The sequence below is a fragment of the Bacillus sp. FSL L8-0152 genome (assembly GCF_038006365.1).
Lineage (GTDB): Bacteria > Bacillota > Bacilli > Bacillales > Bacillaceae_G > Bacillus_A > Bacillus_A cereus.
Window position 1 is genome coordinate 2,013,060 of the sequence record NZ_JBBOVB010000001.1, and the last position, 23,083, is coordinate 2,036,142.

Here is a 23,083-nt window from a genome sequence, read left to right on the forward strand (position 1 = left end):
TAAAAAGGAGGCGATGCGATGTTTCGCTTTTTCAGAACTGGAAAAGAAGAGCGGGAAATTACGAAAGATGAATTAGAACAAGCGATGGCTCAGTTTTTAGAAACGAATGCTAATATCGTTTATACAGTATTAGTAAATGAAGATTATACAGTAAATTATGATTTGTTAAAACCGTATTTACCTGCATTTCCAACAAATGATTTTCTCATAACGAAGGAAACGCTTGAGGTATTTGAACATACAGCAGAAAATTTAAACCTAGTGAAAGAAATTGATGTCGTACAAAAGGCAGTAGATCAATACGTAACAGAAAAAGAAATGTTCCCAATTGTTGAAGGTAGCGAAGATCGCCTCATATGCGGAATGAAACTAGGACCTTACTTAAATCGTAGCTTAAAAAGAGACTTATATATTTCAGAAAAACATTATTTAGTTTCAAGTAAACCAGATAGAAAAAAACAAAAGAGCGGGTAGACGTAATGAAAACAACAATACATATATTGTTGTCTTTTTTTTGTTTGTTAAAATATTGACTTTTCAGTTTATTAATATTTATATTAAATGTATTGGACAGAGAAGGATAACTATTAAGTATCATTCGGAGAATAAGATATTGCTAGGGCGAGTTATATAAAATCTTCACAAAGTGGTATAAAGATTCGCAAAATAAATATTATAAAAAGTTTCGGGGGAATTGGTACATGAAAAATAGTATGACTTACATTCAATTATTAAATGAAACGTTACGTTGTAATGCAAATAAAGGAAGTTTTGAAGCGTACAATTATATAATGGAAAACGCTACAGGTGTAATAGGGAATGAGGCGCAAATATATAATTTTAAGTATGCGCTCGCAAGTGCATCAGGACTTGAAAAAGAAGCATTACATTTAATGAGGAAGGCCATTATAGAAAAGGGATTCTGGTATGGAAATGAATATTTAATTTCCGACGAAGATTTAAAATCACTACATAAATTTAAAGAATTTCATACAATGGTGCAATTATGTAAAAAAAGAGAAGAATTAGCACATAAAAAGGAAAGACCAGATGTGAAATATATATACAGCAAGAAAGAGGGGAAACTACTACTTACATTACATGGTGACCAAGAAAATATTCAAATAGTAGAGCCATATTGGAAATCAGTTTTGGCACAAGATTACACGTTAGCTTTACCACAGTCTTCACAAATTCAGTTTTCAGATGGATTTGTTTGGGATGATATAGAGAGAGGGAAAGAAGAATTAAAAGAGCATTACAATAAGTTTATAGAAAATCATACAGTAGAAAATGTGATAATTGGTGGTTTTTCTGCAGGGGCAAGAGTAGCTTTATATACGATTTTACAAAAAGATATAGATGTAGATGGTTTTATTTTTATGGCACCATGGCTTCCTGAGATTGAAGAATGGGATGAGTTGCTAAGAGTGCTGCAGGATAAACATATAAAAGGATATATAGTATGCGGGGATCAAGATGAAGATTGTTTCGAATCCACGCAGCAATTTGTACGATTATTAAGAGATAAGAATATAGAACATAAGTATAAAGTTGTGCCTAACTTAGATCATGATTATCCTATTAACTTTGATGAGCTATTAAAAGAAGCTATTGAATATATAGGAAATAAAAACAATAAGTAGTAAGAAAAAGAGATGCATCATATGTGATGCATCTCTTTTTAGAGTTATAAATTAAAAGCATTTGCTAGTAAGCGATAAGACTTTAATTTATGTTCAAATTGATGGGTAATCGTGACAATCATAAATTCGTCAGTATTGTATGCTTTGCTTAAGTTTATTATTTTTTCTTTTACAGAAGACGGATCACCAACAATCATACGTTGACGATTTTCTTTTATACGGAATAAATCATAAGCACTGTATGAATAATTTTGAGCAGTTTCAATAGAAGGTGTACCAGTAGTTCGTTTTCCTTGCTCTAATAATAAGATTGATAAATCTAAACTAGAAGCAATTTTTTCCGCTTCTTCATTTGTTTCTCCGCATATAACAAAGATGGCAACGATTGAATTAGGCTTATCTCCTAAAAATGAAGGCTGAAATTGTTCTTGGTAAGCCCTCATAACTTCAGGGCCTCCGAAGCCATTAATAAATTGTGCAAATGCGAAAGAAGCTCCGTTGTTTGCAGCAATTTTAGCGCTCTCTCCGCTAGAACCGAGCATCCACATTTCAGGAGATGTTGGGATAACTGGAGTAGCTTTTAAGTTTGCATAGTGATGGTTTTCTGGTATTTGATCATGTAAGTACATTGCAACGTCTGCAATTTGTTCTGGATATTGATCAAGTGAGACCATTTTCCCTTCTTGAAGTGCGCGAGTTGCTATTGGCATACCACCAGGAGCTCTACCAACACCGAGATCGATGCGGTTCGGATACAGTGCTTCTAGAACACGGAAATTCTCAGCAACTTTATATGGGCTATAATGTGGTAACATAACACCACCTGAACCGACTCTAATACGGTCCGTTTTTGCTGCAATATGAGAAATAAGTATTTCTGGACTTGAACCAGCTAAGCTTACGGAATTATGATGTTCGGATACCCAAAAACGTGTGAATCCGAGTTTTTCAACTTCTTGTGCAAGCGTAACTGTATGTGAAAAAGCTTGGGCTGCTGTGCTACCATCTGAAATAGGTGATTGGTCTAATACACTTAACTTGATCATAGAATATACCTCTCAATCTTAATGTACATCCTATTATATATTTACTTATGAAAAATGCGTAGTGAAATGCTCAAAATGAAAAGCGGATAATCCTATTTCCGCTTTTAACGAGAAAATCCGCGTTCATAATGATTCATTTCGACCAGATTTAAAATATATTCATAGTTGTCAATTTCACATTTTAGCTGTTCACGTTCTTTTTCAGATAGTGTTATATTGCTAAGTTTTTTACATAAGTTTTGTTTCTTTAATTCTAAATGCTTTTTTGTAGCATGGTAATCATAAGTATGTTTCATTTTTTAGTCACTCCTTCGTTGCGGTTGCTATATTATACGAAGCATAAAGAAATATGAAATCTGTCTCTTATGTACTTTTAGTGAATATTCAAATTGCAATGGTGTTATGTTTATGGAGATTTATGAATAAAATGCACTAAACCACTAACGTCCATTTGATGAAGTAAGGGGTGGAATTGTGCAGAAAGATATAATGTATAACACTGAAATGGATGAAGCGTTAAAAGTTATAGATAAAGGATTGAAGAAGACGATAAATCCAAAACAAATTATTGTAGTGGGAGCTGGTATGGCTGGATTAGTTTCAGCATCTTTATTAAAGGCTGCAGGACATGATGTGAAAATTTTTGAAGCAAACAACCGGGTAGGTGGCCGTATAGAAACGGTTAGAATGGAAGATACCGGATTATATTTAGATGTCGGAGCAATGAGAATTCCGTATTCGCATACATTAACGATGGCTTATATAAGAAAATTTGGGCTACAGGTGAGTCCATTTATTAATAGAAATGAGACGGATATTATATACGTAAATGGACGAAAAACGACGTTGAAACAATATGAAAAGGATCCAAGTATTTTAAGGTATCCTGTGGAAATGAATGAAGTGGGAAAAACGTCTGAAGAACTATTGTTATTAGCAGTACAGCCGATAATAAATTTTATTAAAAGAAATCCAGAGAAAAATTGGGATGTTGTAGTGAAGGATTTTGGGAGATATTCCACAGGACAATTTTTGAAGTATCACCCTTATCAGTATAATACTTACTTTTCGCCAGTAACAATTGAGATGATTGGTGTTCTATTAGATTTAGAAGGTTTTTTGGAACGATCGTTTGTAGAGACTTTACGCTTTCTATACATTATGCAAGAGGAGAGCGGATTTTGTGAAATTGTGGGCGGGAACGATAGATTGCCAAAGTCATTTTTACCGCAATTAGAAGAGAATATTATATATAATCAAAAATTAATGAAGCTACATCAACACGATAATGGTGTGACAGCTTTCTATCGGAACGAGGAAACTTTTGAATATAGCAGTATTACAGGAGATTTAGTTATTGTTACCATTCCGTTTTCGACAATGCGTTTTGTAGAAGTAGATCCGTTTGATTCTATATCTCATGAAAAATGGAAAGCAATTCGTGAATTACATTATATGCCTGCGACGAAAATAGGAATTCAATTTAAAAGCCGATTTTGGGAAGAACAAGGACAATTAGGTGGCAGAATTATAACAGATTTGCCAATTCGTTATGCCTATTATCCAAGTTATGGAATTGGTGAGAAAGGACCGGCTATGATGTTAGGTAGCTATACATGGTCTTATGACGCATTGTTATGGGATGGTTTATCAAAAGGTGATCGTATTTATTACGCATTACACAACTTAGCAACAATATTAGGTGGTCAAGTGTATGATGAGTTCATATCTGGAATATCAAAAAGCTGGACATTGGATCCGTATGCGCTTGGAGGATTTGCACTTTTTCAAGCAGGTCAAGAATCTGAGCTGCAACCAGCGATTGTCAAACCAGAGGGGAGAATATTCTTCGCTGGAGATCATACAACGCTATATCACGGATGGATTCAAGGTGCGATTGAATCTGGAATTCGTGTAGCGGTGGAAGTGAATGAGTAAAAGGTTTTCAATTCAGAAAATTCTTTACTATATAATTTGAGATGGATATTATTATATATAAAAGAAATATAGGGAGTGTTTACAGTGAATCCGTTATTATTCGATTTTCCTTCTGAATTTTATACTGACAGGCTTTTTATTCGAATGCCGAAACCAGGAGATGGTAAAGTTGTATATGATGCAATTCAGGCTTCAATAGAAGAACTAAAACCTTGGATGGTGTTTGCACAAAAAGAGCAAACAGAGCAAGAAATAGAAGAAAGTATTAGAAAATCACATATTCAATTTTTGCAACGTGAGGATTTAAGATTACTAGTGTTTTCGAAAGAAACAGGTGAATTTATTGCTTCAGCCGGATTACATCGTATTAATTGGGATATACCTCAATTTGAAATCGGATATTGGATTGATACAAGGTTTAGCGGAAAAGGCTATATGGTAGAGGCTGCGAAAGGTATAACGGATTACGCTTTTTCTGAATTGAAAGCAAACCGTGTAGAAATTCGTTGTGATTCTTTAAATGAAAAGAGTAGAGCGATACCTGAGAAATTAGGCTTTAAGTTAGAAGGTACGTTAGAAAATGCGAGTGTTGCGGTAGATGGAAACGGATTAAGGGATATGTGTGTATTTGCCATGACTAGAAATACATATGAAAAAGAAGAGCTGTAAGAAAACAGCTCTTCTTTTTATGCATTATGGTACAGGATGTCCATTAGAGCTTTCGAAAATTGTAAACCATTGTTGACGATTTAAGTTAACGTTTGTAGCAAGAGCCGCCGTTTTTACACGATCTAATTTACCAGATCCAACGATTGGCATCATATTAGCTGGATGAGCAAGTAACCAAGCATACATAACCGTATCGATACTAGTAACACCTAGCTCAGTAGCAACTTTTTGCATAGTTTCACGTACACGTACGGCGCGTTCTGATTGACCAGTAAAGATTTCCCCACCAGCAAGAGGTGACCAAATCATTGGATTGATTCGTTTTTCTTGGCATAAATCAATTGTCCCTTTTTCAAAATGCTCAAGCTGCAATGCAGAAACTTCAATCTGGTTCGTAATAAGCGGGAAATCTAAGTACGAACTTAACATATTAAATTGTGAAGGTAAGAAGTTAGATACACCGAAGTGACGAACTTTTCCTTCTTGTTTTAATTGTGAAAATGCTTTTGCCACTTCATTTGGATCCATAAAAGGATCGGGGCGATGAATAAGTAATACGTCAATATAATTTGTATGTAAATTTTTAAGTGATGCTTCTACACTTTGCATAATATGCTCTGCACTAGTATTGTAGTGAGCAACATATCGCTCTGGAAATTTCGGTGATGGGGGAGCGATTCCACACTTTGTAATAATTTGCATGTTTTCTCGTAAGGAAGGCTTTAATTGTAAAGCTTCTCCAAACAATCCTTCACACGTATATCCGCCGTAAATGTCAGCGTGATCAAAAGTAGTAATTCCCATATCCATACAATCTTCAATGAAAGAAAGTAATTCTTGTTTTGTCATATTCCATTCTGCTAAACGCCAAAATCCTTGAATAATACGAGAGAATTCTAGCGTTTCATTCATTTGAACTCGTTCCATTATAAGTACCCCCTTGATGAATAATATTGTTTTGAAAAGGCTTTCTTACTACATGTTATTATATAGTTAATTAGGTGTACAGACAATAAATATGTTTTGCTACAAAAATGATTTTCTCTATATGCTATAATGTAGAAACATATAGCTATAAGGAGAGGTACGAAATGATTCCAGTAACAATATTAACTGGTTTTCTTGGATCAGGGAAAACGACTTTATTAAATCGTATTTTATCAGAAAATCACGGTAAGAAATTAGCGGTGATTGTAAATGAAATAGGGCAAATTGGCATTGATAATCAGTTGATTATGAATGTAGAAGAAGAAATTATGGAAATGACAAATGGCTGTTTATGCTGTACTGTACGTGAAGATTTACTTGTTGCTTTAAAACAGTTACTGGACGTAAAAGCAGAAGGGAAAATGGATTTTGATGGTTTAGTAATTGAAACGACTGGACTTGCAAATCCAGGGCCGATTATTCAAACATTCTTTTTAGATCCAGTCATTCAATCTGCATACCAAATTAACGGTGTTGTAACGGTGGTAGATAGTTATCATATACATAAACATTTTGAAAAAGGATTAGAAGCAAAAGAGCAAATTGCGTTTGCTGATGTCGTTTTAGTAAATAAATTAGATTTAATTGAAGAGAATGAGAAAGAAAATCTCTTGCATGAAATTCAAGGGATTAACCCGACTGCAAAGTTAATTGAGGCGACTAACTGTGAGGTAGATATACCATCTTTATTACAAATCCAAACGTTTAAAACGAAAGATACGTTGCAAATTTACCCTCATAAAGAACATAACCACTTAGAAGGTGTGAAATCATTTGTATTACGTGAAGAACGTCCGCTGGATTTACAAAAGCTTAATGAGTGGATGTCAGCTGTCGTTCAAGAGCTAGGGGAATATTTATATCGTTACAAAGGAATTTTATCGATAGACGGAGTAGATAAACGTATCGTTTTCCAAGGCGTACATACGTTATTTGCTGCTTCGTATGATAGAGAGTGGCAAGAGGGTGAAGAGCGAGTAAGTGAAGTAGTTTTTATCGGAAGAGATATTAATAAAGAGTGGTTCCAAGAACATTTCGAGGAGTGTGTGAAATAAGTCTGCGTAAATTGCAGACTTATTTTTTATGAACATTCTATTAGATTGCAAAACAGAATTAAATAAGGGAAAGAAACTAAAAATTGATACATGTATAATAAAAAGCCTGTTTTCACAGGCTTGTATTTTCGTCTATTAGTAACTCCATTACAACACCTACAACTGGACCTTCATCATCAATATCCCCATTTAAGCGGAAACCAAATGATTCATACAGTCCCATTGCAAGTTTGTTGTCTGGATGTAAACTTAAGTAAATTATTTTGCATTCAAATTTTTCTTGTAAGAATTGAATGAGTAAGCGAAGGAAACGTTTTGCGTATCCTTTTCCTTGATATTGTTGGTCAATCATAAAGCGATCGAGCCAGACACTTTTATATTTTACTGAATACCATCCATACATTGCGTATCCTACAAGTGTTTCTCCATCATATAAACCTACTGACGTTCCGTTTCCTTCATATAATGATTCTGCTAAAGAAAACGCGTTACTTTCAATAAATTGTTGCTGATCTTTTGCGACGTCTAAAGCAACTACTGAACGCCAATTTTTTGCTGTTACTTCACAAATGTGAAGATTCATAATTCCAACTCACCTTCTAAATTAATATAGCTTTAAAGCTAATATGGATAATTTTACTTGTTATTTTGGTCAAGTCAAGGATAAATACATAAAAAGGCAGCTGAATACTAGATTCAGCTGCCTAGAAAATATAATGGATTAGTTTGTTGCTTCTTTCAATGTATTTACGTTTTCTTCCATTAAAGTAAAGTAATCTTTATTATTTTTTGCATCATCTTCAGAAATAGTAGCTAAGTGATTTAAGCGTAAAACTTTTGTACCAGTTTCTTTTTGAATAACAGATGCTACTTTTGGAGTAGAGAATGTTTCGAATAAAATATATTTTAGATTATGTTCTTTTACTGTTTTTGTAATGTCAGCAAGCTGCTTTTGAGATGGTTCATCAGAAGCTGAAATTCCAGCGATAGGAATTTGTTTTAGGCCGTATCGTTGTTCCCAATAACCATAGGCAGCATGAGAAACTAAAATTTCTTTCGTTTTTGCGTTCGCTACAGCTGCCTTAAATCCATCGTCTAAATCAGTAAATTTAGTTTGAAGTGCTGCAAAGTTTTTTTCGAATTCTTGTTTATGTTCAGGTTGTAATTCTACAAGTGCATTTTTAATTTTTTCTGCCTGTTTCATTGCTAGAGTAGGATCTAACCAAACATGCGGGTCTTTATCGTGATGATGTTCATCTTCTTTATGGCCATCTCCATGATCATGATGCTCTTCTTCAGTAGAAGCACGAAGCTCAATACCTTTAGATGCATTTACAATTTTAACATTTTCTTTTTGTAATGTTTTTTCCATTTTTTCAGCAAATGGTTCTAATTCAGCGCCGTTATAAACGAATAAATCGGCTTTTGCAACTTGTACTGTTTGTTTTTGACTTGGTTCAAATGTATGTGAATCTGCACCAGGTGGGTAAATCGCTTCAACATTTACATAGTCGCCACCGATTTTCTTTGCGAAATCAGCAAGTGGGAAAATCGTTGTATAAACTGTTAGCTTTCCATCTTTCTTGGCATTACTTTCTTTTTTATTTGAGCAGCCAGCGAAAATTAAGGTAAAAATAAGTAAGAATGAAAATATAGTCAATCTTTTAGGCATGAATTTCTCCTCTTTTCTTTTTTACGGATATATTTTCTCCAATTATAGAAGAAAAATATCATTTTAATACAAAACGGAATAATTACGTTTTAGTTTGCGAACTTAGTATAATACATCTTTAATAAAGTTGCAATAAATAATAATCATTCCGATTTGTTTTTGTTATAAAGTTGTCAAATATAGGTGTATTATTTTTGCAAATGCATGCATATGTGACAACGATGTTTTCATATATTGAAAAGGAGGTAAAGAGGGGGATGAGCGCTTGGGTTACTTAATGGAAGCTATTTTATTAATATTAGCGGTAGTATTGCCATTATCTTTTGTATTAATTTTTTTAAAAAGATTAATAAGTAATTTAGGGGACGCTACAACAATAACGAAATTACAAGAGAGAGATGAGAAAAAAGAGTGAGTAGAGCACTATGCGTACGCATAGTGTTTTACTTGTGGTAAAATAAGAGCAGGAAACTCCTAAAGGTTGTATTTTACTGAAGGAGAGAAAAGTAAAATAAGAGGTATATGCATATATGAATAAGCGAACAGCGTTAATACTTGGTGCAAGTGGTTTAGTTGGACAAGAGATAACGCGTCTATTACTTGAATCAGATTACTACGATTCGGTTACTATTTTTGTAAGAGAGCCAATGCAAATGCAACATGAGAAGTTACAGCAGAAACAAGTTGATTTTTCGGTATTAGAGGAATATAAAGAGTTCTTTGCTGTGGATGATGTTTTTAGTTGCTTAGGAACAACAATAAAAAAAGCAAAAACAAAAGCAAATTTTAAAAAAGTAGATTATGAATATACGTTACGAGCTGCGTGTTTAGCTGAAAAACAAGGGGTGCAAAATTTCCTTGTTGTGTCTTCTATGGGAGCGAATCCTAAATCATTTTTCTTTTATTCACAAGTGAAAGGAAAAATGGAAGAAGAATTGCAAAAGTTAGTGGTCGGTGGTATTCACATTTTTAGACCATCATTATTAGTAGGAAACCGACAAGAATTTCGTTTCGGCGAACGAATGGCTGAAAAGTTATCTCGTATTATTCCTTTTATTTTTAAAGGGGCTTTCAAAAAGTATAAACCAATTTCAGCTAAAGATGTGGCGAAAGGTATGTATATAACCGCGCTGCGAGAAGAATCGGGTATCCATACTTATAATTCAAATGAAATTACAACGATAGAATAAATAAAACCGAGAAGAATGACTTTTACTGAAAGACGAAGGAAATAGGGTTTTAGTCTTGGATTAACAGTAAATACATGTTGTTTAACACTTATACTAAAATGAAAGAAGAGTGGGGAATCCACTTCTTTTATCACGCCAATTTATGATCTTAATTCTATTTTTATCCCTCATACGTCCCAAATACGCCTGATTTTATGGTACAGAAATGTTAAAAGAACATAAATCTGAGATGATCCGAATGTCAGCTGATGCGATTCAAAAGCTGAAAGAAACAATTTCAATAGATGCCTCTATTGCTAGGGAAAATGACATTTTCTTATCCAAAATTGTGGTTGTGGTAATTGGTTTAGGATTAAAATTATGCTTAAAAAACAAAAAAGATATGGGTTTCTAAATAAAATTTGAACTTTAAGATTAGGTTAGATTAGAAATGGATAATTAGTCCTTTGATCTAAAATATTTTTTTGGGAGAAAATTAATGATATTTTATTAATAGTAAAGTTCTTGCTCTAATATGTTTGCCAAACGTAGATAAAGTATGTTTAATCAATATTCGGAATGAAAACTCTAGATTTTCTATGTTACATAGAAAATCTAGAGTTTTTTTATAACCTATAATTACATAAGTTTTATCATTTTTGCACCAGAAACGATAATCCCTACATTTATCAGCCCATTTGGTTAAGGAATCGAATAGACCTTACGTTTACCATCGCGATTTCTGATAACTTACATGTAGAGGTATCACTCAATATAACAAAAATGTAATGTTAATGAAATGTAATTCCACCGATACTATTAATGAAATTATATAAAATGAAGGGGAGTTAAAGAATTTTTATAATGAAAAAGGAGAAGTATTAATGCGAAATATATTAAGTGTAGAAAAAATTGAAAAATATTATGGTAATAAAGATAATGTAACAAAGGCTATAGATAATATTAGTTTTAAGGTAGATGAGGGAGAATTTGTTGGGATAATGGGGCCCTCAGGAAGTGGCAAAACGACATTACTTAACTGTATATCAACGATTGATAATGTTACGACGGGAAAAATAATAATCAATAATAGTGACATTACTCGGTTAAAATCAAAGTCACTAGACAAGTTTAGAAAAAATGAATTAGGGTTTGTATTTCAGGACTTTAATTTATTAGATACTCTTACTGCTTATGAAAATATTGCCCTAGCTTTAACTATAAAAGGTGAGGAAAGTTCAAAAATTGATGGCAAAATACAAGCAGTTGCAAAATATTTAGACATTGAACAAGTATTAAGCAAATACCCTTATCAAATATCAGGTGGACAAAAACAAAGGGTTGCTTCGGCAAGAGCTATCGTAACAGATCCATCTTTAGTACTTGCAGATGAACCAACAGGTTCGTTAGATTCTAAATCAGCTAGATTATTACTCGAAAGATTTGAAAGTCTTAATAAGGATTTAAAAGCTACAATACTTATGGTTACTCATGATGCATTTACAGCAAGCTATGCTCGTAGAATTCTTTTTATTAATGATGGCAAAATATTTATCGAGTTGGTAAGAGGAAATGATTCCAGAAAAGAATTCTTCACTAAAATTATCGAAGTTATAACCCTTCTTGGAGGTGACGATAATAATGTACTCTAAGATTGCTATTGGGAATGTAAAGAAAAGTTTTAAAGATTATGCGATATATTTCTTAACACTAACACTGGCTGTTTGTATATTTTATAGCTTTAACTCAATAGAATCACAAAAGGCACTTATGGAAATTAACGCTTCAGATAGAAAGTATGTGCCAACAGTAATGAACGCTATCTCAAATGTGTCAGTATTTGTATCAGTAATATTAGGTGGTTTAATATTGTATGCAAATAATTTCTTAATTAAAAAACGTAAAAAAGAATTAGGAATATATATGACTTTAGGTATGGGAAGAAGAAACATATCCAGAATATTAGTAACAGAGACATTTCTAGTTGGCGTTATATCTTTAGTGAGTGGACTTATAATAGGTATTGGAGTATCGCAGGGATTATCTACATTTGCATTAAAGTTATTTGAATTGCCCATCAATAAATATAAATTTATAATTTCAACAAGTGCTATAGGTAAAAGCGTATTATACTTTGGAATCATGTTTTTGCTTGTTATGTTATTTAATATATATGTTGTTTCTAAATACAAAATAATTGATATGTTAACAGCAGGTAGAAAAAATGAAGATGTAAAATTTAGAAATCCTCTTATCTATGTAATCACATTTATTATGTGTGTAGCATCACTTGGATATGCATATGTGACTGTACTAAGGATTGGATTGAATTATCAAAATCCTATGCTCGTGGTATCAATCCTTCTTGGCATATTAGGTACATTTCTGTTTTTCTTTAGTTTATCTGGATTTATATTATATGTTGTAAAGAAGAATAAAAAAGTCTATTTTAAGGGTTTAAATATATTTATCATCAAACAAATAAATAGTAAGGTTAATACAAATTTTATATCCATGTCTGTAATCTGTTTAATGTTATGCATCACAATGGTGGCTTTATCTACAGGAATCAGCTTTAACAGAATGATGGACGCAACAACGAAAGAAGTAACACCATTTGATGCCAGTATTACGTTGGAGAATAAGGATGAAAGTTACACTATAGAAGAAGTATTAAAGAAAGCTAATTTTAAAATAAGTAATAACGAAAAATATATATCTTATAATGTATATCGAACAGGGATGGAAGTGGTGGACTTTGTACCAGAACTTAAAGATTATAATATGAGTATAGATTTTATTAAAGTATCTGATTATAATAAAATTTTAAATCTTAAAGGTGAAAAGGAAATCACTTTAAATAACAATGAAATTTTACTTTTATCAAATGAAGGCCGGTTTGTTAATTCGACAAATGATAGATTAAAAAATAGCAATAAGATTAATATTAAAGAAAAAGAATATTCGGTAAAAAACGCTAAAGTTATACAAGAGAATCTTTACACTTCTGATGTGCGAACTAATTACTTCACAATCGTTATAAATGATGAGTTTTTATCAGGCTACAAAATTACTGAATCCGTACTTAATGTAAATTATTTAGATGGAAATAGAAAAGAATATAATAAAAAATATGATAACGTTGCACGGGGCTTTTATGACGAAAATGGCCCGAAATTAAATATTAATCGTATAGCTGGCAAATCAAAGGATGAAGTTTGTGCAGAAAGTAAGGGATTGAAAACTATCATACTGTTTATTGGGATATATATAGGTATTGTATTTTTAATAACGAGTATGGCTGTATTAGCTCTTCAACAATTATCAGAAGCCAGTGATAGCATAGATCGATATAAATCATTGAAGAGAATTGGTTCAAACGGAGCAATGATCGACAAAACGATTTTTATTCAAACTTTCGTATACTTTAGTCTTCCAGTTATTCTTGCCCTAATTCATTCTGTAGTTGGAATTTATGTAGTCAATGATTTTATTAACGCATTTCAACAAACAGAAATTATTTTACCAGCATTGATGACTGGCTTAGTATTTCTTGTAGTGTATGTAGGATATTTCTACACGACATATGTCGGGTATAAAAATATTGTAAAAAGTAATACTTAATTTTATAATGCTCATTAAGGCTATTACACTTTGTTTCTCAAGATGTAATAGCCTTATATTCTATATAGGAAGGGAAAAATCATGAAAAAAATCATTCTGATTGAAGATGATGAAATCATCAGAGAAGAATTACAACATTTTTTTATAAAGTATGGATATGAAGTAAAGGCTCCTACTGATTTTAATCATATTATCGAATATATAGAAATTGAGAATGCAGACCTTATATTACTAGACATAAATCTTCCTGTGTTCGATGGCTATTATATATGCAGAGAAATACGTAAAACTTCAGCTGTTCCAATCATCATGGTTACAAGTAGAGATAGTGATGTCGATGAACTAATAAGTATGAATTTAGGAGCAGATGATTTTATAACAAAGCCTTATAATACAGAAATACTATTAGCAAGAGTAACAAACATTTTAAGAAGAACAACTGGAGATTTCAAGACGAATCATATCTTAATTTATAGAGATTTTAATTTAAATCTTTCAAATGCAACAGTTACTTATCAAGACAAGTCTGTAGAATTAACTAAAAATGAAGTTAAAATACTCTCATGCTTAATAAATAATCGCGGAAATATTGTAAAAAGAGATTCACTCATAGAAACTTTATGGAAATCTGATTATTTTGTGGATGATAGCACCTTAACTGTTAATATCAATAGATTAAGAAAAAAGCTTGAAGAGATAGGTATAGAAAATCCAATTGCAACAAGAAGAAGCTTAGGGTATATAATGCCATGAATATAGGTGAATTTATTAAAGATAAAATAGTAGTAATACTATCTAATGTACTGGTATATATCATACTAGCAGGTATATTGCTGACTGCGCATGTTCCGCTCATTATCATATTCTTTGTCTTTTGTATTTGGTTTTTTCCATTGATTTCATATATGGTTATAGAATTTATAAAATGTAAAATTTATTATAATGAGATTAACGGTATATTAGAAAACTTGGAGAAAAAATACTTACTTCCAGAGGTAGTAAAGGAAGCAAACTTTATACATGGGAAAAAGCTTAACGCTATACTGAAAGAAGTAAGTAGAGATATGCATGAAAATGTAAATTATTATAGAGATATGCAATTGGATTACAGAGAATATATAGAGACATGGGTGCATGAAATTAAGACACCAATAGCTTCTACAAAGCTTATTATTGAAAATAATCAAAATGAAGTAACGAATAAAATTGACTCTCAAATGGATCGGATTGAGGGGTTTGTTGAACAGGTTCTGTATTATTCTCGAAGCTCTAACGTGAATAAAGACTATATGATAAAGCCAATCAATCTTGATAATGTAGTAAGGAATGTAATTAAAAGAAACTATAGGGATTTTATTCATAAGAGAATAAAATTAGATATACAGGGTATTGATGAGATTGTATATAGTGATGTAAAATGGGTTGAATTTATTATTAATCAAATAATAGGAAATTCTATAAAGTACTCAAATAACAAAGAACAAATGATACGTATATACTCAATTAAGAAAACTAACTCAGTAATATTAACTATAGAGGATAATGGCGTAGGGATAGTAACTAAAGATATAAATAGAGTTTTTGAAAAAGGATTTACTGGAGAGAATGGAAGAAGATTTAGCAAAAGTACAGGAATGGGCTTGTATCTATGCGAAAAACTGTGCTCAAAATTAGGTATGAAAATTACCATTGATTCTGAAGTTAATAAGGGAACTAGGGTTGCATTAATATTTCCGTTGTCAGGTGTGGTAACTTTTGAGCCTTATTTATAAAAATAGATGCTGCTTTCTTTCCACGAATTTCGTATGAAACTTAAGAACAAACGTAAAACGGTATGAAAAGACCAGAAATTCTCTTCATACCGTTTGTATTATTTAGTCATTTAACATAATGGTATATTTAATTGTGAATCGGATGTTTTGTGTCTAAATTGTGTTCGAAGCTACTATTTTCTTTTTTGATATAGTGACTCCTACCAGGAGAATGATATTTTAGTATATAGAGATTGACCTTATTAGATCCCCTTAGTTCACTGAAACTTTCTTAACGTTGCAAATCTACATATTTTCTAGACAGTGCTGTGTCTAAACTTATATTACAATTAAAGCAAGTATAAATAATTTCAAGCTACAACGGTTGCGTTATTTGAATAGGAATAAACTAAGTTGTTTCTATTTATCTATTTTATTACTCTCACTATCAAAGGCCTTTCTTTAATAAGGTGGTATTTTTTCACATGGATAACACTTTTAAGAGAGTGAATTTATTTAGGTGGAAAAATCGTGAAGTATTGTACTTAAAGTAAAGAGGGCAGTTTTAAAAGAAAGGACATAACATATTTGTTGACTTAATGAATGTAGTGATAAATGGGTGATAAAAACATAAAAAATAGGTGTATCAAGCAAAGTGTTGATACACCTTAAAACTACATTGTTAAACAACATGTGTTGTCCTGTAGTATATCTTTAATTATTTTAGGTTCAGTCCTACATATTCTTCGTGGCTTTATTTATTCGTATGAATTTTTCCTGGTGCTCGCTTATATTGGTGAGGTTCTTGCAATTCAAAGCCAAGTTCATTGGCCGCTATTCTTGGGAAGTACGGATTGCGAAGTAATTCACGTCCGATGAAAATTAAATCTGCTTCGTTATTATTTAAAATTTGCTCTGCTTGTGACCCAGTCGTAATCAATCCAACTGCACCAGTTGCAATCTTAGTATGCTCTTTAATATGTTTGGCGTATTGTACTTGGTAACCAGGATACACATCAATATGTGCTGGTACAACTGCACCAGAACTACAATCGATTAAATCTATTCCCTGTTCTTTCATCCACTTTGTATACTGAACATAATCTTGAACTGTTAGCCCGTCAGGATGATAATCATTTGCTGAAATACGAACAAATATTGGTCCGTCCCAAACTTCATTTACAGAGTCGATGATTTCGCGTAAGAAACGATAACGGTTTTCAGGTGAGCCGCCGTATTCATCCGTTCGTTTATTAGTAAGTGGTGATAGGAATTCATTGATAAGGTAACCGTGAGCGCCATGTAGTTCGATAACATCAAATCCGGCTTGTTTTGAACGTAACGCGGCCTTCTGAAAAGCTAATATAGTCTCTTTGATTTGTTGTATATTCATTTCTACTGGTATTTTCATCGTATCATTAAAAGGAATTGCAGAAGGAGCGAAAGCATTCGTATCTAATTCAGCTTTTCTTCCGGCGTGAGCGAGTTGAATGGCAGCTTTTGCACCGTTATCATGTATAAAAGTAGTTGTTTTATGTAAGCCTTCAATTAGGTTGTCATCCCAAATGCCCAAGTCTTTGTTAGAAATTCGTCCTTCAGCTAACACCGCAGTTGCTTCAACCATAACTAAACCTACTTGGCCAGCAGCGCGAGTTCCATAATGAATGAGATGAAAATTCGTAACGCTGCCATCCTCACTCCCTGATGAATACATACACATAGGCGACATAACGATACGATTTTTTAGTGTAACGTTCTTAATTGTATAAGGTGAAAAAAGCTTGGAATTCATCAAATAGCCTCCTTGATTGAATTTTCTTATATTTTACCATTCTCTTTTTTGTTTCTCTAATAAAACGCTTATACGAAAAATTTTGTATATTCGTGTTACAATGACTAATATGAACTGAATTGGAGGATGGCATATGTACCAGGCTTATTATGAGAGCGAAGTAGGTTTGCTTGAAATTACAGCGAATCAAGAAGGAATTACGTCTGTTATATTTGTTGATGAACGACAAGAAGAAAATAAAAATGAAATGATAGAACAATGTATAAATGAGTTAGATGAATATTTTAAAGGGAAAAGAAAAGAGTTTACGGTCCCGCTGTCTGCAGAGGGAACAGCATTTCAAAAAAATGTATGGGATGCACTTTATACTATTCCATACGGCGTAAGTGCTTCATATTTAGATATTGCAGAGAAAGTTGGAAATATAAAAGCTGTACGGGCAATAGGAGGGGCGAATAGTCGGAATCCAATTTCAATAATTGTTCCATGTCACCGTGTAATAGGAAAGAGTGGAAAGCTTGTTGGATATGCTGGTGGTTTATGGAGGAAAGAGTGGTTATTAAAACACGAAGGTATTTTGAAATGACGTATGGATGGGAAGAGGGATTGTTTTGAAATGTATAAATTGTGGGCAACCTTGCGAGGAGGAACAGTTAAATTGTGCAAGTTGTCAGCGAAACTTGGATAATGAACAAGATGAAGGTAGCTCGTTAATAGATAAAGAACTGGAAGTATATGTAGGGAGACAATATCCGTATTATCAAAGGAAATGGGAGCTTGAGAATAAGCGGATTGCTAGGTGGAGCTGGAATTTTCAATATAGGCTGGCTAGGATATCGTAAATATTATATACCAGCTGCTTTATTTATGCTGTTATTAGTAGCTTGTGATGCATTTTCGTACTATATGGGATTTAATGTAGCGTTGCCAATCATTAATATGGTGCCTCTGACGTTTTTATTACTCATTTTTATTCTGTTTGGAATGGGGATTTTTGCAAATGGATTATACTATCAATTTGCGGAAAGACGTATATACCGAATAAAAGCAAGAGAAATAAAAGATAAATCAGTTGAAAACTATCTAATCAATGATAGCGGCGGAACGAGCAAAATGGGAGCGACAATTGTTACTATTTTAGCAGTTGCTAGCATATTTTTTAGTCATTTCTTTTTTCCGACTGATCGAGACGTTATTCAAAAGGTTCGTACAAGCTCGCTTTATGAATATCCTTTCTTTTCAATAGGTGAATCTTTCGAAAATTATTTTCAAAATTCAGGTTGGATATATTATCGTGGAACGGAAGGGTTAGAATTAGTAGAATTCCAAGGATATAACACCGGAACGCCAAGACAAAAGGTGAAGATTCAATTTGTTGTCGATTATAAATTAGGTGAAGTGGAACCATACTCACTTATGGTTAATGGTGAATCTAAAACTGAAGAAGAGTTTTTGAAGCTGATGGAAGAAATATTTAAAGTTCAAAATCCATTTGATATAGAGGATGGATTACAAGTAAATGCTATTCAAGAAAGCGACTGGAAAGAAATTTCCGATCGCTTTTTTCTATGTTTGTTAAAATAAATATTTAAAATAATCAGAATCTTTTGTATAATGAAATATATTATATAGGATTTAACTTATACATATAGATTGGGGGAAGGAAGAATGAAGAGAAAGACAACAAGAATTGCTGCACTTGCGTTAACGACAAGTGTATTGGTTGCAGGATGTGGGAATGGTGAGAAGGCTTCGACAACGAAGAAAGAATCGAATAAGGGAATGGCCGATAAACAAGTTTTAAATTTGCTAGAAACAGCTGAAATTCCTTCAATGGATACATCTAAATCAACGGATTCTGTATCTTTCCGTGTATTTGTAAATGCAATGGAAGGTTTATATCGTCTAGATAAAGATAATAAACCAACACCAGGTATGGCAAAAGATGTGAAGATTAGTGAAGATAAAAAGACATATACATTTGAATTACGTGATGCGAAATGGTCAAATGGTGATCCAGTTCGAGCACAAGATTTTGTATATGCATGGCAACGTACATTAGATAAAGCATTAGCGGCAGAATATGCATTCATTTTATTTGATGTGAAAAATGCACAGAAAGTAAATAAAGGTGAATTACCAGCAGATCAATTGGGTGTTAAAGCGAAGGATGATAAAACGTTGGTAGTAGAATTAGAGCAACCAGCACCTTATTTTCTTGAGCTTACGTCGTTCCCTACATTTTTCCCATTAAATGAAAAATATGTGAAAGAGCAAGGAGATAAATACGGATTAGAAGCAGATAAATTATTATATAATGGACCATTTACAATGAGTCAATGGAAACATGAACAAAATTATCAGTTGAAGAAAAATCCTAATTATTGGGATAAAGATACTGTAAAATTAGACGAAATTAATGTAAGTATTGTGAAGGAAACAAGCACGGGAGTAAATTTATATGATAGTGATCAAGCAGATCGAGTTATTTTAACTTCTGAATTTGTTGATAAATATAAAAAGAATAAGCCAGATGAATTTAAAACGAAGTTAGATCCACGCATATATTTCTTGCGTTTTAACCAAAAAAATGCAACATTTAAAAACCAAAAAGTACGTGAAGCGATTGATTTAGCATACGATAAAAAAGGAATTGCTGATGTCATTTTAAATGACGGTTCATTGCCAGCATATTTCTTAGTACCTGAAAAATTTACGACAGGTCCGGATGGAAAAGATTTCCGCTCTGTAAATAAAAACTTCCGTGATAGTAAAGATAATGCAGAGAAAGCAAAAAAATTATGGGAAGAAGCGAAGAAAGAGCTTGGTCAAGATACAATTACGGTTGAATTACTAAACGATGATAACGGTAGCCGTAAAAAAGTGGGCGACTTTATTAAGGAAGAACTAGAGAAAAACTTGCCTGGTATTAAAGTGAATTTGAAACAGCAACCATACAAGCAGAAGCTAGATTTAGAAAAGAAATTCCAATATGAATTCTCATTATCTGCATGGAGCCCTGATTATCCGGATCCAATGACTTATATTGATATGTTTGTTACTGGAAGCTCATTTAATGAAATGGATTATTCTAATCCGAAGTATGATGATTTAGTAGCGAAATCAAAAGGAGAGCTATTAAAAGATGATAAAGCACGCTGGAATGCACTTGCGGAAGCTGAAAAAATCTTAATTGGTCAAGACGCAGCAATTTCTCCTACGTACCAACAAAGTACAGCTTATTTAGAGAAGCCATTTGTAAAAGGTATTGCTAATCATACGTTTGGTGGGGACTTCAGTTATAAATGGGCATATATTACAAAAAAATAGTATAATAAAAGATGAGTGAATTTTCGCTCATCTTTTATTTGTATAAGGAGGAATTATAGTTGTTAAGGGGAATCAATCATATTTGTTTTTCGGTATCTAATTTAGAAAACTCTATTATGTTTTATGAAAAAGTATTAGAAGGAGAATTATTAGTTAAAGGAAGAAAATTGGCTTATTTTAACATATGTGGAGTATGGATAGCGCTTAATGAAGAGACGCATATTCCGAGAAATGAGATTCATCAATCCTATACGCACATTGCATTTTCTGTTGAACGAGAAGACTTTAAATGTTTAATACAGCGATTAGAAGAAAATGATGTTCATATTTTACAAGGAAGAGAACGTGATATCAGAGATTGTGAATCTATATACTTTGTTGATCCTGACGGTCATAAATTTGAGTTTCACTCAGGGACACTGCAAGACCGTTTAAATTATTATAGGGATGAGAAACCTCATATGACATTTTATTAGGGAGGGATAGCATTTGCATGCACTTGTAATTGGTGGAACAGGAATGCTAAAGAAAGTTTCTATGTGGCTTTGTGAGAAAGGATTTTATGTTTCTATTATCGGGCGAGATGAAGTGAATTTAGAAAATGTTAAGAGAATGAGTTTTGCACCAGAAAATATTACATGCCTTTCGTTAGATTATCATAAGGATGAAGATGTAAAGCTAGCTATTAAAAGTACAATTAAGAAAAATGGCCCGATCACATTAGTTGTTGCATGGGTACACACAAGTGCAAAGCATGCACTATCAAATATTTGTAAAGAACTAGATTTGTCGTCTAAAACATATAGTTTATTTCATATTTTAGGTAGTAAAGCATCACGTATGCCTGCACAAAAAATAGGAAGTACGCGATGTATTTATTATAGAATTATTTTAGGTTTTATTTTAGAAGATACATATGGAAGATGGCTTACGCATGAAGAGATAGCTGATGGAGTTATAAAAGGGATTGAAAGTAAACGAGCGGAGTGGATTGTAGGGAGAGTTGAACCGTGGGAATTACGACCAACATGGTGAGGGGGAGTAAGAAATGAAAACAACTATATATGTAACAAGGCATGGTGAAACAGAGTGGAATGTAGCGAAGCGAATGCAGGGACGAAAAAATTCTGCTTTAACTGAAAATGGTATAGTTCAGGCGAAACAATTAGGGAATCGAATGAAAGATTTACCAATCCATGCGATCTATAGTAGTCCGAGCGAAAGAACACTTCATACGGCAGAGTTAATAAAAGGGGAACGTGATATACCCATTATAGCGGATGAGCATTTCTATGAAATCAACATGGGTATATGGGAAGGACAAACAATCGCGGATATAGAAAAGCAATTTCCAGAAGAAGTACATCTATTTTGGAATGAGCCACATCTTTTTCAGTCAACATCAGGCGAAAATTTCGAGGCCGTTTATGAAAGAGTAATTGAAGGGATGCAGCTTCTTTTAGAGAGGCATAAAGGACAAAACATATTGATTGTTTCTCATGCGGCAGCAGCAAAATTACTTGTAGGGCATTTCGCGGGAATTGAAATAGAAAATGTGTGGGATGATCCATTTATGCATAGTGCCAGTTTGAGCATAATAGAATTTGAAGAGGGTATTGGTAAAGTGAAACAATTTGCAGATATAAGTCACTTTCAATAAATGTAAAAAAGGCCGCAAAACGGCCTTTTTTGGGTGGTATAAAAACTAGCAGTTACGTTTTTTATACCAGAAGTGATCGAATTTCTTATTTTTGCAAGATGGGAATTTATGTCCGCCTTTGCAATCATTCCATTTGTGTCCGCTATCGTGACAGTCTTTACCATGATCACATGAATCATCGCAAGAGTGATCGTGTCTGTTAGGGAAGAATTCGCATTTTTTACAGAAACTTCGTTTTGTCCAGAAAAATTTCTTTTCAAAGCGTATGCATTTTGTAATGAATGTACAATGTTTTCTGCGAGTACGTTTTGTAACTAATACGCATTCTTTTCTACGCGTGACTTTCGTAACGAACGTCCATTTTTGAACACGTACACGTGTACATTTCGTAACAAATGTCCATTTTTTTACATGCGTACATTTTGTAACGAACGTACAATGTTTCACGCGAGTACATCTTGTTCTTGGACATTTACCCCCAGTTGTACATTTACATCCAGTTGTACAATGATGATGAGTGAATTTATCATCATCGCATTCAAAAGTACTTGGATCTTGGTGTAAGAAATCCTCCATCCCAGCACTTTTGATTTCTTCGACAGCTTTTCTAATATCACGTTTCATAGAAATCCTCCTTATCATGTATTAAAGTGAAAAGGTATTCTTTTTCCTTAACATGATATGTATGTAGGCATCTTTCTGAACAGGACAAGAGTGTAATTTTATATAAATAGATGATTGCGG

General features: G+C 32.9%; 24 protein-coding genes and 1 pseudogene. 18 read left to right on the top strand and 7 right to left on the bottom strand.

All coding sequences use genetic code 11. The annotated features are described in order from the left end of the window. Positions 1-18 precede the first annotated feature (18 nt). Together MHH27_RS10245 and MHH27_RS10250 are read left to right on the top strand one after the other, a co-directional pair. Positions 19-474, top strand: a complete 456-nt coding sequence (locus tag MHH27_RS10245; RefSeq protein WP_000488209.1) for a DUF3939 domain-containing protein — start codon at positions 19-21, stop codon at positions 472-474. Between the two features lie 227 nt (positions 475-701). After that, complete coding sequence (locus MHH27_RS10250; protein WP_340942419.1) at positions 702-1,646, top strand: alpha/beta hydrolase; 945 nt, start codon at positions 702-704, stop codon at positions 1,644-1,646. Between the two features lie 44 nt (positions 1,647-1,690). On the opposite strand, the gene MHH27_RS10255 is transcribed toward MHH27_RS10250, so the two are convergent. Next, entirely contained in the window at positions 1,691-2,692 is a 1,002-nt protein-coding gene (locus tag MHH27_RS10255) for an LLM class flavin-dependent oxidoreductase (RefSeq protein WP_000594038.1), read from the bottom strand. A 104-nt stretch (positions 2,693-2,796) separates the two neighbouring features. Continuing rightward, positions 2,797-2,988, bottom strand: a complete 192-nt coding sequence (locus MHH27_RS10260; RefSeq protein WP_000683362.1) for a DUF3896 domain-containing protein — start codon at positions 2,986-2,988, stop codon at positions 2,797-2,799. A 178-nt stretch (positions 2,989-3,166) separates the two neighbouring features. On the opposite strand from MHH27_RS10260, the gene MHH27_RS10265 reads away from it, so the two are divergent. Together MHH27_RS10265 and MHH27_RS10270 are read left to right on the top strand one after the other, a co-directional pair. Further along, positions 3,167-4,630, top strand: a complete 1,464-nt coding sequence (locus MHH27_RS10265; protein ID WP_141541691.1) for a flavin monoamine oxidase family protein — start codon at positions 3,167-3,169, stop codon at positions 4,628-4,630. Between the two features lie 84 nt (positions 4,631-4,714). Next, entirely contained in the window at positions 4,715-5,299 is a 585-nt protein-coding gene (locus tag MHH27_RS10270) for a GNAT family N-acetyltransferase (RefSeq protein WP_340942422.1), read from the top strand. 24 nt (positions 5,300-5,323) lie between these two features. Here MHH27_RS10270 and MHH27_RS10275 read toward each other — a convergent pair whose 3' ends face one another. Further along, positions 5,324-6,226 (bottom strand): aldo/keto reductase, encoded by a 903-nt coding sequence (locus MHH27_RS10275; protein WP_098235585.1) that lies wholly within the window; start codon positions 6,224-6,226, stop codon positions 5,324-5,326. 164 nt (positions 6,227-6,390) lie between these two features. On the opposite strand from MHH27_RS10275, the gene MHH27_RS10280 reads away from it, so the two are divergent. Continuing rightward, on the top strand, positions 6,391-7,341 hold the full coding sequence (locus tag MHH27_RS10280; protein ID WP_000613422.1) for a CobW family GTP-binding protein: 951 nt from the start codon (positions 6,391-6,393) through the stop codon (positions 7,339-7,341). Between the two features lie 112 nt (positions 7,342-7,453). Here MHH27_RS10280 and MHH27_RS10285 read toward each other — a convergent pair whose 3' ends face one another. Together MHH27_RS10285 and MHH27_RS10290 are read right to left on the bottom strand one after the other, a co-directional pair. After that, positions 7,454-7,924: a GNAT family N-acetyltransferase gene (locus MHH27_RS10285; RefSeq protein ID WP_097821631.1), complete on the bottom strand. Its 471-nt coding sequence runs from the start codon at positions 7,922-7,924 to the stop codon at positions 7,454-7,456. Positions 7,925-8,062: 138 nt separating this feature from the next. After that, the gene (locus MHH27_RS10290) at positions 8,063-9,013 is read right to left on the bottom strand and encodes a metal ABC transporter substrate-binding protein (RefSeq protein WP_001126151.1); all 951 of its coding nucleotides are present in this window, start codon (positions 9,011-9,013) and stop codon (positions 8,063-8,065) included. Between the two features lie 265 nt (positions 9,014-9,278). On the opposite strand from MHH27_RS10290, the gene MHH27_RS10295 reads away from it, so the two are divergent. The 7 genes from MHH27_RS10295 (at position 9,279) to MHH27_RS10325 (ending at position 15,578) form a co-directional block, all read left to right on the top strand. Continuing rightward, positions 9,279-9,428, top strand: a complete 150-nt coding sequence (locus MHH27_RS10295; RefSeq protein WP_176520583.1) for a hypothetical protein — start codon at positions 9,279-9,281, stop codon at positions 9,426-9,428. A 115-nt stretch (positions 9,429-9,543) separates the two neighbouring features. After that, positions 9,544-10,203: an oxidoreductase gene (locus MHH27_RS10300; RefSeq protein ID WP_097821632.1), complete on the top strand. Its 660-nt coding sequence runs from the start codon at positions 9,544-9,546 to the stop codon at positions 10,201-10,203. A gap of 238 nt (positions 10,204-10,441) precedes the next feature. Continuing rightward, positions 10,442-10,597, top strand: coding sequence for a hypothetical protein (locus MHH27_RS10305; RefSeq protein ID WP_170965743.1), 156 nt, complete (start codon positions 10,442-10,444; stop codon positions 10,595-10,597). A 469-nt stretch (positions 10,598-11,066) separates the two neighbouring features. After that, on the top strand, positions 11,067-11,834 hold the full coding sequence (locus tag MHH27_RS10310; RefSeq protein WP_069604209.1) for an ABC transporter ATP-binding protein: 768 nt from the start codon (positions 11,067-11,069) through the stop codon (positions 11,832-11,834). After that, the gene (locus tag MHH27_RS10315) at positions 11,824-13,806 is read left to right on the top strand and encodes an FtsX-like permease family protein (protein ID WP_097821633.1); all 1,983 of its coding nucleotides are present in this window, start codon (positions 11,824-11,826) and stop codon (positions 13,804-13,806) included. Before MHH27_RS10310 ends, MHH27_RS10315 begins: the two co-directional genes overlap by 11 nt. 81 nt (positions 13,807-13,887) lie before the next feature. Beyond that, positions 13,888-14,559, top strand: coding sequence for a response regulator transcription factor (locus MHH27_RS10320; RefSeq protein ID WP_097821634.1), 672 nt, complete (start codon positions 13,888-13,890; stop codon positions 14,557-14,559). After that, positions 14,556-15,578 (top strand): sensor histidine kinase, encoded by a 1,023-nt coding sequence (locus MHH27_RS10325; RefSeq protein WP_098235586.1) that lies wholly within the window; start codon positions 14,556-14,558, stop codon positions 15,576-15,578. The genes MHH27_RS10320 and MHH27_RS10325 overlap by 4 nt, the downstream gene beginning before the upstream one ends. 733 nt (positions 15,579-16,311) lie before the next feature. Here MHH27_RS10325 and namA read toward each other — a convergent pair. After that, positions 16,312-17,349 carry an NADPH dehydrogenase NamA gene (gene namA, locus MHH27_RS10330; RefSeq protein ID WP_053564694.1) on the bottom strand — a complete coding sequence of 346 codons (1,038 nt, stop codon included), beginning with the start codon at positions 17,347-17,349 and terminating at the stop codon, positions 16,312-16,314. Between the two features lie 133 nt (positions 17,350-17,482). On the opposite strand from namA, the gene MHH27_RS10335 reads away from it, so the two are divergent. From MHH27_RS10335 to MHH27_RS10360, 6 genes and pseudogenes are all read left to right on the top strand, one after another. After that, positions 17,483-17,935, top strand: coding sequence for a methylated-DNA--[protein]-cysteine S-methyltransferase (locus MHH27_RS10335; RefSeq protein WP_000283912.1), 453 nt, complete (start codon positions 17,483-17,485; stop codon positions 17,933-17,935). A 7-nt stretch (positions 17,936-17,942) separates the two neighbouring features. Next, positions 17,943-18,933, top strand: a pseudogene (locus MHH27_RS10340) (DUF2628 domain-containing protein). 84 nt (positions 18,934-19,017) lie between these two features. Continuing rightward, positions 19,018-20,679 carry a peptide ABC transporter substrate-binding protein gene (locus tag MHH27_RS10345; RefSeq protein WP_098235587.1) on the top strand — a complete coding sequence of 554 codons (1,662 nt, stop codon included), beginning with the start codon at positions 19,018-19,020 and terminating at the stop codon, positions 20,677-20,679. A gap of 59 nt (positions 20,680-20,738) precedes the next feature. Next, complete coding sequence (fosB, locus tag MHH27_RS10350; RefSeq protein ID WP_053564692.1) at positions 20,739-21,155, top strand: FosBx1 family fosfomycin resistance bacillithiol transferase; 417 nt, start codon at positions 20,739-20,741, stop codon at positions 21,153-21,155. Between the two features lie 13 nt (positions 21,156-21,168). Further along, complete coding sequence (locus MHH27_RS10355; RefSeq protein WP_098235588.1) at positions 21,169-21,714, top strand: short-chain dehydrogenase; 546 nt, start codon at positions 21,169-21,171, stop codon at positions 21,712-21,714. A gap of 13 nt (positions 21,715-21,727) precedes the next feature. Further along, positions 21,728-22,339, top strand: coding sequence for a phosphoserine phosphatase 1 (locus tag MHH27_RS10360; RefSeq protein WP_053564690.1), 612 nt, complete (start codon positions 21,728-21,730; stop codon positions 22,337-22,339). Positions 22,340-22,384: 45 nt separating this feature from the next. On the opposite strand, the gene exsB is transcribed toward MHH27_RS10360, so the two are convergent. Beyond that, entirely contained in the window at positions 22,385-22,963 is a 579-nt protein-coding gene (gene exsB, locus MHH27_RS10365) for an exosporium protein ExsB (RefSeq protein WP_098251533.1), read from the bottom strand. Between the last annotated feature and the right edge of the window lie 120 nt (positions 22,964-23,083).